The 13240-nt window shown below is 51.6% G+C and carries 14 protein-coding genes; 8 read left to right on the plus strand and 6 right to left on the minus strand.

Annotated elements, in window-relative coordinates; translation table 11 throughout:
* Positions 1 to 239: 239 nt before the first annotated feature.
* On the minus strand, positions 240 to 905 hold the full coding sequence (gene radC / locus E1B03_RS25635; protein ID WP_103769417.1) for a RadC family protein: 666 nt from the start codon (positions 903 to 905) through the stop codon (positions 240 to 242).
* A 172-nt stretch (positions 906 to 1077) separates the two neighbouring features.
* On the opposite strand from radC, the gene coaBC reads away from it, so the two are divergent.
* From coaBC to slmA, 3 genes are all read left to right on the plus strand, one after another.
* On the plus strand, positions 1078 to 2298 hold the full coding sequence (coaBC, locus tag E1B03_RS25640; protein WP_133087268.1) for a bifunctional phosphopantothenoylcysteine decarboxylase/phosphopantothenate--cysteine ligase CoaBC: 1221 nt from the start codon (positions 1078 to 1080) through the stop codon (positions 2296 to 2298).
* On the plus strand, positions 2276 to 2734 hold the full coding sequence (gene dut / locus E1B03_RS25645) for a dUTP diphosphatase (protein WP_165955343.1): 459 nt from the start codon (positions 2276 to 2278) through the stop codon (positions 2732 to 2734). The genes coaBC and dut overlap by 23 nt, the downstream gene beginning before the upstream one ends.
* 116 nt (positions 2735 to 2850) lie before the next feature.
* Positions 2851 to 3447: a nucleoid occlusion factor SlmA gene (gene slmA, locus E1B03_RS25655; RefSeq protein WP_003827257.1), complete on the plus strand. Its 597-nt coding sequence runs from the start codon at positions 2851 to 2853 to the stop codon at positions 3445 to 3447.
* A gap of 66 nt (positions 3448 to 3513) precedes the next feature.
* On the opposite strand, the gene pyrE is transcribed toward slmA, so the two are convergent.
* Together pyrE and rph are read right to left on the minus strand one after the other, a co-directional pair.
* Positions 3514 to 4155, minus strand: coding sequence for an orotate phosphoribosyltransferase (gene pyrE / locus E1B03_RS25660; protein WP_103769415.1), 642 nt, complete (start codon positions 4153 to 4155; stop codon positions 3514 to 3516).
* A gap of 65 nt (positions 4156 to 4220) precedes the next feature.
* Positions 4221 to 4937, minus strand: a complete 717-nt coding sequence (rph, locus tag E1B03_RS25665; protein WP_003024054.1) for a ribonuclease PH — start codon at positions 4935 to 4937, stop codon at positions 4221 to 4223.
* A 125-nt stretch (positions 4938 to 5062) separates the two neighbouring features.
* Here rph and E1B03_RS25670 point away from each other — a divergent pair, with 125 nt between their 5' ends.
* Positions 5063 to 5926, plus strand: coding sequence for a YicC/YloC family endoribonuclease (locus E1B03_RS25670; protein WP_003024052.1), 864 nt, complete (start codon positions 5063 to 5065; stop codon positions 5924 to 5926).
* 102 nt (positions 5927 to 6028) lie between these two features.
* Here E1B03_RS25670 and E1B03_RS25675 read toward each other — a convergent pair whose 3' ends face one another.
* Entirely contained in the window at positions 6029 to 6469 is a 441-nt protein-coding gene (locus E1B03_RS25675; protein ID WP_133087147.1) for a hypothetical protein, read from the minus strand.
* Between the two features lie 13 nt (positions 6470 to 6482).
* Positions 6483 to 7154 (minus strand): hypothetical protein, encoded by a 672-nt coding sequence (locus E1B03_RS25680; RefSeq protein ID WP_133087148.1) that lies wholly within the window; start codon positions 7152 to 7154, stop codon positions 6483 to 6485.
* 443 nt (positions 7155 to 7597) lie between these two features.
* Between E1B03_RS25680 and E1B03_RS25685 the strand changes: the two genes are divergently transcribed.
* The gene (locus E1B03_RS25685; RefSeq protein ID WP_003024049.1) at positions 7598 to 8215 is read left to right on the plus strand and encodes a trimeric intracellular cation channel family protein; all 618 of its coding nucleotides are present in this window, start codon (positions 7598 to 7600) and stop codon (positions 8213 to 8215) included.
* Here the strand turns inward: E1B03_RS25685 and ligB are convergent.
* On the minus strand, positions 8212 to 9891 hold the full coding sequence (ligB, locus tag E1B03_RS25690) for an NAD-dependent DNA ligase LigB (RefSeq protein WP_133087149.1): 1680 nt from the start codon (positions 9889 to 9891) through the stop codon (positions 8212 to 8214). The two genes, E1B03_RS25685 and ligB, sit on opposite strands and share 4 nt — an antisense overlap.
* A gap of 261 nt (positions 9892 to 10152) precedes the next feature.
* Between ligB and gmk the strand changes: the two genes are divergently transcribed.
* Genes gmk through spoT form a run of 3 tightly spaced genes read left to right on the plus strand, consistent with a single transcriptional unit; the run spans position 10153 to position 13239 of the window.
* Complete coding sequence (gmk, locus tag E1B03_RS25695; RefSeq protein WP_019078035.1) at positions 10153 to 10776, plus strand: guanylate kinase; 624 nt, start codon at positions 10153 to 10155, stop codon at positions 10774 to 10776.
* A gap of 54 nt (positions 10777 to 10830) precedes the next feature.
* Positions 10831 to 11106: a DNA-directed RNA polymerase subunit omega gene (gene rpoZ / locus E1B03_RS25700; RefSeq protein WP_000135058.1), complete on the plus strand. Its 276-nt coding sequence runs from the start codon at positions 10831 to 10833 to the stop codon at positions 11104 to 11106.
* 18 nt (positions 11107 to 11124) lie between these two features.
* The gene (gene spoT / locus E1B03_RS25705; protein ID WP_003024038.1) at positions 11125 to 13239 is read left to right on the plus strand and encodes a bifunctional GTP diphosphokinase/guanosine-3',5'-bis pyrophosphate 3'-pyrophosphohydrolase; all 2115 of its coding nucleotides are present in this window, start codon (positions 11125 to 11127) and stop codon (positions 13237 to 13239) included.
* Position 13240 lies beyond the last annotated feature (1 nt).

Below are 13240 nucleotides of genomic sequence, written 5' to 3' on the forward strand. Positions count from 1 at the left end.
ATGGGGTATTGGCGCCTCGTCAGGCTTCTCAGCCCGGTTATCGCAGTTCAATACACGAAATCTTTCATCGTTACCTCGTCATTGGACGCAACAAGAATGATTTTGTGTATTTGCGAACTCTCGATTGCCAGGCCCAAATGCCAAACCCGAGATTCTCAAAGGTGGCGTAGTATACGCTGAGTCAGCGATGTGCTCAAGTCCCGAACAGACAAAGATCCCGATGGATCGCGTAAAGTGCGTTAAATCCAACCGCGTTCCGCAAAAGAAACGTACTCTCCGCGCCCAATGACCAGATGATCAAGCACCCGGATATCCATGAACTGACAGCATTTCACAACACGCTCGGTGATGAGTTTATCTGCTTTGCTCGGCTCTGCACACCCCGAAGGGTGATTATGTGCAAGGATCACCGCTGACGCATTCATTTTTATCGCTTCACGGACAATTTCACGCGGATGCACCTCAACATGGCTAAGCGTGCCGGAAAAAAGTTTGCTGTGTTTGATCACGCGATGTTGAGAATCCATAAAGATCACCATAAAGATCTCGCGCTCCTCTTGCGCGAGCTGGCTTTGCAGAAATTCTCGCGCCATTTCCGGGCTAAGTAACGCGCGCTCCTCCATCACTCGCACGTTATGGTAGCGCCTTGCCAGTTCGGCAATCCCTTTTAGCTGCGCATACTTCGCCAGACCAATACCGTGAACGTGGCTAAACGCCATATAGTCTGCGGATAATAGGCCATACAGCGAACCAAAATGCTGGATCAACTCTTTTGCCAGCGTCAGCACATCTTTACCCAGTATCCCAGTACGTAAAAAAAGAGCCAGTAGCTCAACGTCGGTCAGTGAGCTGGCCCCCTGCGCCAATAGCTTTTCCCGAGGCATCATACGTCCTGTATTTTCCATGCTTTTCCCCTCCTTTCGCGTCCGCATAGTGGCATAACGCTAGCGGTGAATCGACGCTCTGTTTTCACTTTTTCGTAGCGCCTCGCAAACTGGAGCACGGGCAAAAGCACGACAAATTGCGGATTGTGATAAAATATCCGCCTTCTGGTGAAACCCAACAGGAAAGATCATGATGAGCCTGGCCGGTAAAAAAATCGTACTTGGCGTCAGTGGCGGCATTGCTGCGTACAAAACCCCTGAGCTGGTACGTCGTTTACGGGAACGCGGGGCTGACGTCCGCGTGGCGATGACCGAAGCGGCAAAAGCGTTTATTACCCCCCTGAGCCTACAGGCCGTTTCGGGATATCCCGTTTCCGACAGCCTGCTTGACCCCGCAGCAGAAGCCGCGATGGGCCACATTGAGCTGGGAAAATGGGCCGATTTGGTTATCCTTGCCCCCGCTACGGCTGACCTGATTGCCCGCGTTGCCGCAGGTATGGCTAACGATCTGGTATCTACAATCTGTCTGGCCACGCCAGCTCCTGTCGCCGTGCTACCAGCTATGAACCAGCAGATGTACCGCGCTGCCGCTACCCAGCACAACCTGGGCATTCTTGCCTCGCGTGGTTTGCTCATTTGGGGCCCTGACAGCGGTAGCCAGGCATGTGGTGATATCGGCCCTGGGCGCATGCTGGATCCGTTGATGATTGTGGATATGGCCGCAGAACATTTCTCGCCTGTCAACTCCCTGCAACATCTCAACATCATGATTACGGCGGGCCCGACGCGTGAACCGCTTGATCCCGTGCGGTATATTTCCAATCACAGCTCCGGGAAAATGGGATTTGCCATCGCGGCCGCTGCCGCAAAACGCGGGGCAAACGTCACGCTGGTGTCCGGTCCGGTTTCGCTACCCACACCGCCATTTGTCCAGCGCGTGGATGTGATGACCGCGCTGGAAATGGAAGCGGCTGTGCAATCTGCGGTGCAACAACAGCATATTTTTATCGGCTGCGCCGCAGTCGCTGATTATCGCGCAGAAACTATCGCCCACGAAAAAATCAAAAAGCAGGCGACGCAGGGCGATGAATTAACTGTAAAAATGGTCAAAAATCCGGATATTATCGCCGGTGTTGCCGCACTGGATGCTAACCGTCCTTTTGTCGTTGGGTTTGCCGCCGAAACAAATAATGTGGAAGAATATGCCCGGCAAAAACGCATCCGCAAAAACCTTGATGTGATCTGCGCGAACGATGTTTCGCTGTCAACTCAAGGATTTAACAGCGATAGCAATGCTTTACACCTTTTTTGGCAGGATGGAGATAAAGTCTTACCGCTTGAGCGTAAAGAACTCCTGGGCCAATTATTACTCGACGAGATCGTGACCCGTTATGATGAAAAAAATCGACGTTAAGATTCTGGACCCGCGCGTAGGGCAACAATTTCCGCTCCCGACGTACGCCACTTCTGGCTCTGCCGGACTTGACCTGCGTGCTTGTCTTGATGACGCCGTAAAACTGGCGCCGGGTGCAACAACGCTGGTGCCAACCGGGTTAGCTATCCACATTGCCGATCCTTCTCTGGCGGCGGTAATGCTCCCGCGCTCCGGGCTGGGCCATAAGCACGGTATAGTGCTGGGCAATCTGGTTGGTTTGATTGATTCCGACTACCAGGGCCAACTGATGGTATCCGTCTGGAACCGTGGTCAGGACAGCTTCACCATTGAGCCAGGCGAGCGCATCGCGCAGATGGTATTCGTACCGGTCGTTCAGGCTGAATTTAATCTGGTGGAAGAATTTGAAGCCACCGATCGTGGCGAAGGTGGCTTCGGCCATTCCGGGCGCAAGTAACCCGCAGAAAAGCATCCCACAGCGTAATAACGCAATAACACACCGCAAACAACAGTTTGCGGTCGCTGTGTGGATGCCTGCCTGGCAAGAGCTTATTTTCAGGGGTATTTTGTAACATGGTAGAAAAGCAAACTGCGAAAAGGAATCGTCGCGAAGAAATACTTCAGTCTCTGGCACTGATGCTTGAGTCCAGCGATGGTAGCCAACGCATCACTACAGCAAAGCTGGCAGCCTCAGTTGGTGTATCCGAAGCGGCATTGTATCGCCATTTCCCCAGCAAGACTCGCATGTTCGATAGCCTGATTGAGTTTATCGAAGATAGTCTGATTACCCGTATCAATCTGATTTTGAAAGATGAAAAAGACACCAACGCACGCTTGCGTCTGATCGTACTGCTCATTTTAGGATTCGGTGAACGCAATCCTGGCCTGACGCGAATTCTGACCGGACACGCGTTGATGTTCGAGCAAGACCGTCTGCAAGGCCGTATTAACCAGCTTTTTGAGCGAATTGAGGCGCAGTTGCGTCAGGTTCTGCGAGAAAAAAGAATGCGTGAAGGTGAAGGCTACACCGTGGATGAAACGCTGCTGGCCAGCCAGTTGCTGGCTTTCTGCGAAGGTATGCTGTCCCGGTTTGTACGTAGCGAATTTAAATACCGCCCAACGGATGATTTCGACACCCGCTGGCCGTTGGTGGCTGCCCAGTTGCAGTAGCGGATTCGTTTAGTCCGGCCTACGGGGTTACGTAGGCCGGATAAGCGCAGCACCATCCGGCGATTCTTAAACGCCGTACGCTTCGCGATAGGCTCGTACTGCCGCCAGATGCTCTGCCATCTCAGGCTTCTCTTCCAGATACGCAATCAGATCTTTCAGGGTAATGATAGATATCACCTTGCAGCCATAATCGCGTTCCACTTCCTGAATCGCGGAAATATCGCCGCGACCGCGTTCCTGACGATCGAGAGAAATCAGTACCCCCGCCAGCGTGGCGCCATTAGCCTGGATAATTTCCATCGACTCACGGATAGCCGTACCAGCGGTGATAACATCATCCACCAGCATGACACGCCCTTCAAGTGCGCTGCCTACCAGATTACCGCCTTCACCATGGGTCTTCGCCTCTTTGCGGTTAAAGCAGTACGGTAAATCTTTATCGTGGTGTTCCGCCAGCGCAACGGCGGTGGTGGTCGCAATCGGAATACCTTTGTAAGCCGGGCCAAACAGCAGATCGAACTCGATGCCGGAATCCACCAGCGCTTCGGCATAAAAACGGCCTAACAGTGCCAGGTCGCGCCCGGTATTAAACAGTCCGGCGTTGAAGAAATAGGGGCTTTTACGCCCGGATTTCAGCGTAAACTCGCCAAACTTTAGTACCTGCTTGCTAAGCGCAAACTCAATAAACTGGCGCTGATACGGTTTCATGGATTCGCTCCTCATCTCACTTTATTACAGACAAAAAAAAGGCGACTCTTCAGTCGCCTTTAAAATCAATTTTCTAACGCCGCCTTCTGCGTCGCTACAATGGATTCGATCCCCCCTCGGGCCAATGCCAGTAAGGTGAGAAGTTCTTCATGACTGAACGGCTCGCCTTCCGCAGTGCCCTGCACCTCTATAATGCGACCGTCTTCGGTCATCACCACGTTCATGTCGGTTTCTGCGGCAGAATCCTCAACATACTCGAGGTCACAAAGTGCTTCACCGTTTACAATGCCCACGGAAACCGCGGCGACCATCCCTTTCATCGGGTTAGTTTTCAGTTTACCGCTCGCTACCAGCTTGTTCAGCGCATCAGCCAACGCAACGCATGCACCGGTAATTGATGCGGTACGCGTACCACCATCAGCCTGAATAACATCACAGTCCAGGGTAATCGTGAATTCGCCGAGCGTCTTCAAATCAACAGCGGCGCGTAGCGCACGAGCGATCAGACGCTGGATTTCCATGGTACGGCCGCCCTGCTTACCCTTCGCCGCTTCACGGGCGTTACGGGTATGCGTGGCGCGTGGCAGCATGCCATATTCTGCGGTGATCCAACCCTGGCCCTGGCCTTTCAGAAAACGCGGTACACCTTCATCAATCGAGGCGGTACACAGCACTTTGGTATCACCAAATTCGACCAGCACGGAGCCTTCAGCGTGTTTTGTATAATTACGGGTCAGGGTGACGGGACGCACCTGATTGGCACTACGACCTGCTGGACGCATGATAAAATCTCCGGCTTGAAACGAATGTGGCTGCGCATTATACGGACTTCCGACTGTTATTCCTATCCTGACAAGACGTGGATGGCTATAATCCTCCCATCTCATCTTTAAAAACAGGAACGTCTATGATCCGTAGCATGACCGCCTACGCCCGGCGTGAAATCAAGGGTGAATGGGGTAGCGCAACCTGGGAAATGCGCTCGGTAAACCAGCGTTATCTGGAAACTTATTTTCGCCTGCCGGAGCAGTTCCGTAGTCTCGAACCCGTTGTTCGCGAACGTATTCGCACGCGTCTGACGCGCGGTAAAGTCGAATGTACGCTGCGTTTTGAGCCTGATGCCAGCGCGCAAGGCGAGCTGATTCTGAATGAAAAGCTCGCTAAACAGCTCGTGAGTGCTGCTAACTGGGTCAAAATGCAGAGCGATGAAGGTGAAATTAACCCGGTTGATATCCTGCGCTGGCCAGGCGTAATGGCTGCCCAGGAGCAAGATCTGGACGCCATTGCCGCCGAAATCCTCGCCGCGCTTGACGGTACGCTGGATGACTTTATCGTCGCGCGTGAAACCGAAGGTCAGGCGCTGAAAGCGCTGATCGAGCAGCGTCTGGAAGGCGTCAGCGCTGAAGTCACGAAAGTGCGCGCGCATATGCCGGAAATCCTGCAATGGCAGCGCGAGCGTCTGGTAGCCAAACTGGAAGACGCCCAGGTGCAGTTGGAAAACAACCGCCTTGAGCAAGAACTGGTGCTGATGGCACAGCGTATCGACGTGGCTGAAGAACTGGATCGCCTGGAAGCTCACGTAAAAGAAACCTACAACATTCTGAAGAAAAAAGAGGCCGTTGGTCGCCGTCTGGACTTCATGATGCAGGAATTCAACCGTGAATCGAACACTCTGGCATCCAAGTCTATCAATGCCGAGGTGACAAATTCCGCGATTGAACTGAAGGTATTGATCGAGCAAATGCGCGAGCAGATTCAGAACATCGAGTAATTTTGCGTACCATACCTATGCTATCGTAAAGCACAGGATAGCCTGCTAAATGCGGGCTATCCCTACCGCCCATAAGTGCTGATTGATATAAAATTGGAGTAATTATTTATCTGGCATATATTTGTCGTTATAAAGACTCTTCAGAATATCAACCCGAACAGCGTTGCTGCTGTTCATATTCACAACTGTCAGTACTTCATCAGATCCCCTGAGGCGCCAGCATTCTGCCTCTATATCGCATTTTTCCTGTTTTTCATAGCCCGCCATTGAGAGATATTCACTAATTTTCCTCGTATCCCTGGTATTATAGAACGTCACACTCCATACATCAGCCTTAGGGCCAGAAATGTTCGTATAATTAAAGTCATATAATTGGGATATTCTCGGCATTTTTTTTAAAACTTGGGGAGTGTAATAATCATATTTGGCTTTATCAAACTCTGTATATTGTGCGTTACCTGCAAGTCTCATTTTAATATTAGGCCAGAAATAAGAGCTGCATATAGCTATTACCATCAGCACTATTATGACTACCTGTTTCATATGTTTCCCTTTTTTACCAGTTAACGACCGTTCCATCCCTGGAAACTATTTTAACGTTACCAGAACTGAAGTCGCTGTAAGGTATCACTGTTCTCATGAATGAGGGTAAAACACCTTTTACAGGAAGAGCTAAAGCTGATTTCATCGGATCGGGAAATAAAATCGGTTGGAATGAGGTGTTTTTAAAAGAGCCGATTGGACCATAATAATCCCAACGTCTGAGGGCTTCCTCTTTGCTGACGGACTGCAATAGCGGGAATGGGTTACTATATGAGAAGACGCGGTAGAATCCCAGCAAATCGGATACTAAATCCTCACCACTGAAACCGCTGTCGGTGTAAAGATAAAAGGGGAAATTTGACTGTAAACCTTCAAAACGATGAGCAAGCGCCATCATCATGGAAAGCGCTATACTATATCGCTCAAATAAGCTGCGCCCTTTTCTAATTCTCCATCTGATAAACTTCCCAATTGTGAGTCCTCCTCTTCCCATGCTTTGAGTGTATTTTACATCGTAATAATCCTTTCCTGAATGCTCGCCTTGATGCATATCCGAGAGTAACTTTCTGACATCATCTCCTCGAGCGTGTCCCATATCTACCCACCCCAAAACTTCGGTGTAGATTATCCCGCGTCTTAAAATTCCAGCCTCTCTGCCATCCTGAATTTCCTCTCTTACGCTCATGTCTATCACTCCGACTCACTTAATGCTGAAAATTTGCTGTAAATGCGCCTACACGCATAGAGGCGATAGCTGAGGGGAACCATTTTTCAGAATAGAAGCCGCTGCATATCAGAGTTTACTCAGGATGACGTCCCTAATGGCTTCTGGAGTGTCAACTTGTCCTATGGTCGGGGGGATAGTTTGATGAAATATCATACGTGGCTCGCCAGTAAACGGCGGCTCTACGCGTTTTTTCCGATGAGCATGTTTATAACCTCCCACTACGCATTATATTTTCTCATCATTTATCAGCATCGTTAATATCGTGGTATCGTATATCATATGGCATTTTCGCCAAACCATCATTAGCTGTAGTTATTAAAATCACTTCACCTTAGAAAATCTCAATCGTGACAATGCGCACAAATCGTTAACCTTAGCCCCCAGCAAATCAGGGGGAATACATGCTGTTACACGTTTTATATTTAATTGGTATTACTGCCGAAGCCATGACGGGTGCGCTTGCGGCAGGTCGTCGTCGTATGGATACATTTGGCGTCATTATCATTGCTACGGCAACGGCCATTGGCGGTGGTTCGGTACGCGACATTCTTCTCGGCCACTATCCGCTTGGCTGGGTAAAGCACCCTGAATACGTCATTATCGTGGCGACCGCTGCGGTACTCACCACCATTATCGCTCCCGTCATGCCCTATCTGCGTAAAATATTCCTTGTACTGGATGCACTGGGCCTGGTGGTCTTTTCTATTATTGGCGCTCAGGTGGCGCTCGATATGGGGCATGGACCGATTATCGCCGTGGTCGCTGCGGTCACTACTGGTGTCTTCGGCGGCGTATTACGCGACATGTTCTGCAAACGCATCCCCTTAGTTTTCCAGAAAGAGCTGTATGCCGGCGTCTCATTCGCCGCTGCCGTGCTGTATATCGTGCTACAGCATTATGTCTCCAGCCACGACGTGGTGGTTATCTCGACTCTGCTCTTCGGCTTTACCGCCCGACTGCTGGCACTGCGCCTGAAGTTAGGGCTGCCGGTATTTTATTATCGCCATGAAGGTCATTAAGGCATAAAGCCCACGATCCGCTGAGCAGCTAACCAGTTGCTCAGCGCAGTGATTTCACTATCCTCCAGCCACTGCATCACCTGCCGTGCCCGCCGCTCCCCCATGAAAGGAAGCTGCCGCCAGCTTTGTTCACTGCGCGCCTGTAACTGCTGCCACGAACTATCCCGACTGGCATTTAGCGTTGCCTGTGTTAACGGTATTCCCATGGCAATCACCCAGCGCGTGAACGGGAGATGGCGCGACAGGTTGAACTGATGCCACAGCTTCTCACCTTTGCTCGCGCCAAATATGGACTGTAATTGCGCCTGAGTTAATCCGAGCCAGGAAAAGATATGTTCAAAGCGATACGTCTGATTGAGCTCCCGCCATCCCGCTTCGCCGATACCCTCCAGCCCCAGAACCTCTTTATCTCCCAGCCACACCAGTCTGGCAACAAACTGTTCCTGGCACTCCGCTGTGGCATAAAAACAGGTTAATGAATTGAAGCGTCCCACAGGGGGCACTGGCTTAATACGCTGGGTACTGCGCCAGACCACCTCATCTATACGGGGGATCCCCTGTCCGGCAAGGCTTATCAGAATCTGATCGCCAGGCGCGATATCCCATTCATTCCAGCGCCGTACAGAGCCAATATTGACGCGCTGCACCCGCTTATCATCCAGCATGACTGGGGTCAGCAATGCCACCACCGCAATTTTCCCGGTTTTGCCAACGGAGAACTGAATGCCAGTTACCTCCGATACCCTGGCCACAGGAGGATATTTCCACGCCGCCAGCCAGTCACCCTGTCCGGGCAGCCAATATTGCGCCCGCGGTTCTTTTCCCGTTCGCACCACTACGCCATCGGTGACAAAAGGTAATGCTGAAGCCCACCACCTGGCGCGCGCCTGCTCGACATCACCCGCATCCTTCACCGCCTGAGTATAGCGCTGCGTGAAACTGAACCCGGCAGCAGTGAGCTGCTCCAGCCTTTCAGGCATGAGCGCCGGACCATCAGGCCAGGCCCAGATAAAAATAGCCAGCGAGCGTAATATTTCCGGGTTGCCCTGGCGCATCATCATTCCAGCAACCTTTGAGCGGGCGTTCATTCCTCCTTTCTGTTGCTGAATATGCCCCTGCTGCTGTAAAAATATCTCCCCTTGCAACGTACTGTTAGCGAGCTGCCCTGTGGTGGAGTGCGGTACTGAAGGGATCTGAAGAACCTTTTGCGTCCAGTCTTCACCTTTCAGGCCGTTACCACGGCTAATCGCCTGTATCAGATTTCCATTGCGATAGACCAGCGTGACCGCCACGCCGTCCACCTTCGGCTGCACCCAGAGATCGCTTCGAGCTTTCATCCATTGCTGTAGCGCTTGCTTATCGGCAAGTTTGCGGACTCCCGTGTGGGGAACAGGATGTGAAACGGTGCCACTTATTGGGGGCGCAGACAGTTCTGGTGGAGATTCATCACCAAAACAGCGCTGCCATTGGATAAGTTGGGCATTGAGCTGGTCGTAAACTCCGTCATCTACGGCGCTCTCACCTTGTTTCCAGTAACTGTCATTCCACTGTGTTATCTGCTGCTGTAGTCGTGAAATTTCTTCGTTTGCCCGGGCTGGTGACCAGACGGGGCATACCGCCCATATCGGTAAATGCCACACCAGAAAAATCAGTCCTATGCATTTCCATAATCCCATGCTATCTCCGCTGAACGATACGTTTCCCGGCAGGTATAGCGTGAAGTGAAAAGGAAACAGAGCGGTAAAAACTCATCCTGCGAGCAACGTTCCTGACATTTGCACGAATTGCTGCAAATCGCGGATAAAACAGGAAACTGGTACGCAAAACGCAATAAACATGCGCAAAAAGTGTGACAAGGGCTACGTCACATAGCGGCTACGTGTATAATAAGCCCGTATGTAGGCTCTCTTTCGACAATCACATACATTAAGATACTCATGGCTCAAGGCACGCTTTATATTGTTTCTGCCCCCAGTGGCGCGGGTAAATCCAGCCTGATTCAGGCTTTATTAAAGACCCAACCGTTGTATGACACCCAGGTTTCTGTTTCGCACACCACGCGCGCGCCGCGCCCGGGGGAAGTGCACGGTGAACACTATTTCTTTGTGAACCATGACGAATTCAGAACCATGATTGGCAGAGACGCGTTCCTGGAACACGCTGAGGTTTTCGGTAATTACTACGGCACCTCGCGTGAGACGATTGAGCAAGTTTTGGCATCCGGCGTAGACGTCTTTTTAGACATCGACTGGCAAGGTGCGCAGCAAATTCGTCAAAAAATGCCGCATGCGCGCAGTATTTTTATTTTGCCGCCATCTAAGATTGAGCTGGACCGCCGTCTGCGTGGTCGCGGTCAGGATAGCGAAGACGTGATCGCAAAACGTATGGCGCAAGCTGTTGCAGAAATGAGCCATTACGCCGAATATGATTACCTTATTGTGAATGATGATTTCGATACCGCCCTCGGCGATTTGAAAACCATCATTCGCGCCGAACGTCTGCGCATGAGCCGCCAAAAGCAGCGTCATGACGCTTTAATCAGCAAACTGTTGGCAGACTGAACCCACATTCAGTATCATGCCCAGTCATTTCTTCACCTGTGGAGCATTTTAAGTATGGCACGCGTAACTGTTCAGGACGCTGTAGAGAAAATTGGTAACCGTTTTGACCTGGTACTGGTCGCCGCGCGTCGCGCTCGTCAGATGCAGGTAGGCGGAAAGGATCCGCTCGTACCGGAAGAAAACGATAAAACTACCGTTATCGCGCTGCGCGAAATCGAAGAAGGTCTGATCAACAACCAGATCCTCGACGTGCGCGAGCGCCAGGAACAGCAAGAGCAGGAAGCCGCTGAATTACAAGCCGTTACCGCTATTGCTGAAGGTCGTCGTTAATCACAAAGCGGGTCGCCCTTGTATCTGTTTGAAAGCCTGAATCAACTGATTCAAAACTACCTGCCGGAAGACCAGATTAAGCGTCTTCGGCAGGCGTATCTCGTTGCACGTGACGCTCACGAGGGCCAGACACGTTCAAGCGGTGAACCTTATATCACGCACCCGGTAGCGGTAGCCTGCATTCTGGCCGAGATGAAACTCGACTATGAAACGCTGATGGCTGCGCTGCTGCATGACGTGATTGAAGATACCCCAGCCACCTACCAGGACATGGAACAGCTTTTTGGTAAAAGCGTTGCAGAACTGGTAGAAGGGGTATCGAAGCTTGATAAGCTTAAGTTTCGCGATAAGAAAGAGGCGCAAGCTGAAAACTTTCGCAAGATGATTATGGCGATGGTGCAGGATATCCGCGTCATTCTCATCAAACTTGCCGACCGTACCCACAACATGCGCACGCTGGGCTCATTACGCCCGGACAAGCGTCGCCGCATCGCCCGTGAAACCCTCGAAATCTATAGTCCGCTGGCGCATCGTTTAGGTATCCATCACATTAAAACCGAGCTGGAAGAGCTGGGTTTTGAAGCGCTGTACCCAAACCGCTATCGCGTGATTAAAGAAGTGGTTAAAGCCGCTCGCGGCAACCGCAAAGAGATGATCCAAAAAATCCTCTCAGAAATCGAAGGGCGTTTGCAGGAGGCAGGCATTCCGTGTCGCGTAAGCGGGCGTGAGAAGCACCTGTACTCTATTTACTGCAAAATGGTGCTCAAAGAGCAGCGTTTTCACTCCATCATGGATATCTACGCTTTTCGCGTTATCGTTCATGATTCCGATACCTGTTATCGCGTACTCGGCCAGATGCACAGCCTTTACAAACCACGCCCTGGTCGCGTGAAAGACTATATTGCCATTCCGAAAGCGAACGGATATCAGTCTTTGCACACCTCAATGATCGGCCCTCATGGCGTCCCGGTTGAAGTACAGATTCGTACTGAAGACATGGACCAGATGGCAGAGATGGGTGTCGCAGCCCACTGGGCTTACAAAGAGCACGGCGGCGAAAGCAGCACCACTGCGCAAATCCGTGCTCAGCGCTGGATGCAAAGTCTGCTGGAACTGCAGCAGAGCGCCGGTAGCTCGTTTGAATTTATTGAAAGCGTCAAATCTGATCTCTTCCCGGATGAGATTTATGTTTTCACACCGGAAGGGCGTATTGTCGAACTGCCTGCCGGTGCAACGCCTGTCGACTTCGCCTACGCCGTGCATACCGATATCGGTCACGCCTGCGTCGGCGCACGCGTCGACAGACAGCCTTACCCGCTTTCGCAACCGCTGTTTAGCGGTCAGACTGTTGAGATTATTACCGCGCCGGGCGCACGTCCGAATGCAGCATGGCTCAACTTCGTCGTCAGTTCGAAAGCGCGCGCTAAAATTCGCCAACTGCTGAAAAACCTCAAGCGCGATGATTCCGTGAGCCTGGGCCGTCGACTGCTCAACCATGCCTTAGGCGGTAGCCGTAAACTGGCAGAGATCCCGCCAGAGAGCATCCAGCGTGAGCTTGAGCGCATGAAGCTCGCCACGCTTGACGACCTGCTCGCAGAAATCGGTCTGGGTAACGCCATGAGCGTGGTGGTAGCGAAAAACCTCCAGCAGGGCGAAGCAACAGCAAACGTGCCAGCACAATCTGGTCACGGTCATCTGCCGATCAAAGGCGCAGACGGCGTGCTGATCACCTTCGCGAAATGCTGTCGTCCAATTCCTGGCGATCCAATCATTGCCCACGTCAGTCCGGGTAAAGGCCTGGTGATTCACCATGAGTCCTGCCGCAACATTCGTGGCTACCAGAAAGAGCCAGAGAAGTTTATGGCGGTGGAATGGGATAAAGAGACGGAACAGGAGTTCATCACTGAGATTAAGGTGGATATGTTTAATCACCAGGGTGCTCTGGCGAACCTGACGGCGGCAATCAACACGACCACCTCCAACATTCAAAGTCTGAATACGGAAGAGAAAGATGGCCGCGTGTATAGCGCCTTTATTCGCCTGACTGCTCGCGATCGTGTGCACCTGGCGAATATCATGCGCAAAATCCGCGTCATGCCGGACGTGATAAAAGTCACCCGTAACCGAAACTAGT

It is taken from the genome of Citrobacter arsenatis (assembly GCF_004353845.1).
Classification (GTDB): domain Bacteria; phylum Pseudomonadota; class Gammaproteobacteria; order Enterobacterales; family Enterobacteriaceae; genus Citrobacter; species Citrobacter arsenatis.

Coding starts and splice junctions, on each gene's coding strand:
- coaBC (WP_133087268.1), top strand. CDS start 1,078: ATGAGCCTGGCCGGTAAAAAAATCGTACTTGGCGTCAGTGGCGGCATT.
- E1B03_RS25680 (WP_133087148.1), bottom strand. CDS start 7,154: ATGAGCGTAAGAGAGGAAATTCAGGATGGCAGAGAGGCTGGAATTTTA.
- radC (WP_103769417.1), bottom strand. CDS start 905: ATGGAAAATACAGGACGTATGATGCCTCGGGAAAAGCTATTGGCGCAG.
- ligB (WP_133087149.1), bottom strand. CDS start 9,891: ATGGGATTATGGAAATGCATAGGACTGATTTTTCTGGTGTGGCATTTA.
- rpoZ (WP_000135058.1), top strand. CDS start 10,831: ATGGCACGCGTAACTGTTCAGGACGCTGTAGAGAAAATTGGTAACCGT.
- slmA (WP_003827257.1), top strand. CDS start 2,851: ATGGTAGAAAAGCAAACTGCGAAAAGGAATCGTCGCGAAGAAATACTT.
- E1B03_RS25670 (WP_003024052.1), top strand. CDS start 5,063: ATGATCCGTAGCATGACCGCCTACGCCCGGCGTGAAATCAAGGGTGAA.
- E1B03_RS25675 (WP_133087147.1), bottom strand. CDS start 6,469: ATGAAACAGGTAGTCATAATAGTGCTGATGGTAATAGCTATATGCAGC.
- dut (WP_165955343.1), top strand. CDS start 2,276: ATGATGAAAAAAATCGACGTTAAGATTCTGGACCCGCGCGTAGGGCAA.
- rph (WP_003024054.1), bottom strand. CDS start 4,937: ATGCGTCCAGCAGGTCGTAGTGCCAATCAGGTGCGTCCCGTCACCCTG.
- E1B03_RS25685 (WP_003024049.1), top strand. CDS start 7,598: ATGCTGTTACACGTTTTATATTTAATTGGTATTACTGCCGAAGCCATG.
- pyrE (WP_103769415.1), bottom strand. CDS start 4,155: ATGAAACCGTATCAGCGCCAGTTTATTGAGTTTGCGCTTAGCAAGCAG.
- gmk (WP_019078035.1), top strand. CDS start 10,153: ATGGCTCAAGGCACGCTTTATATTGTTTCTGCCCCCAGTGGCGCGGGT.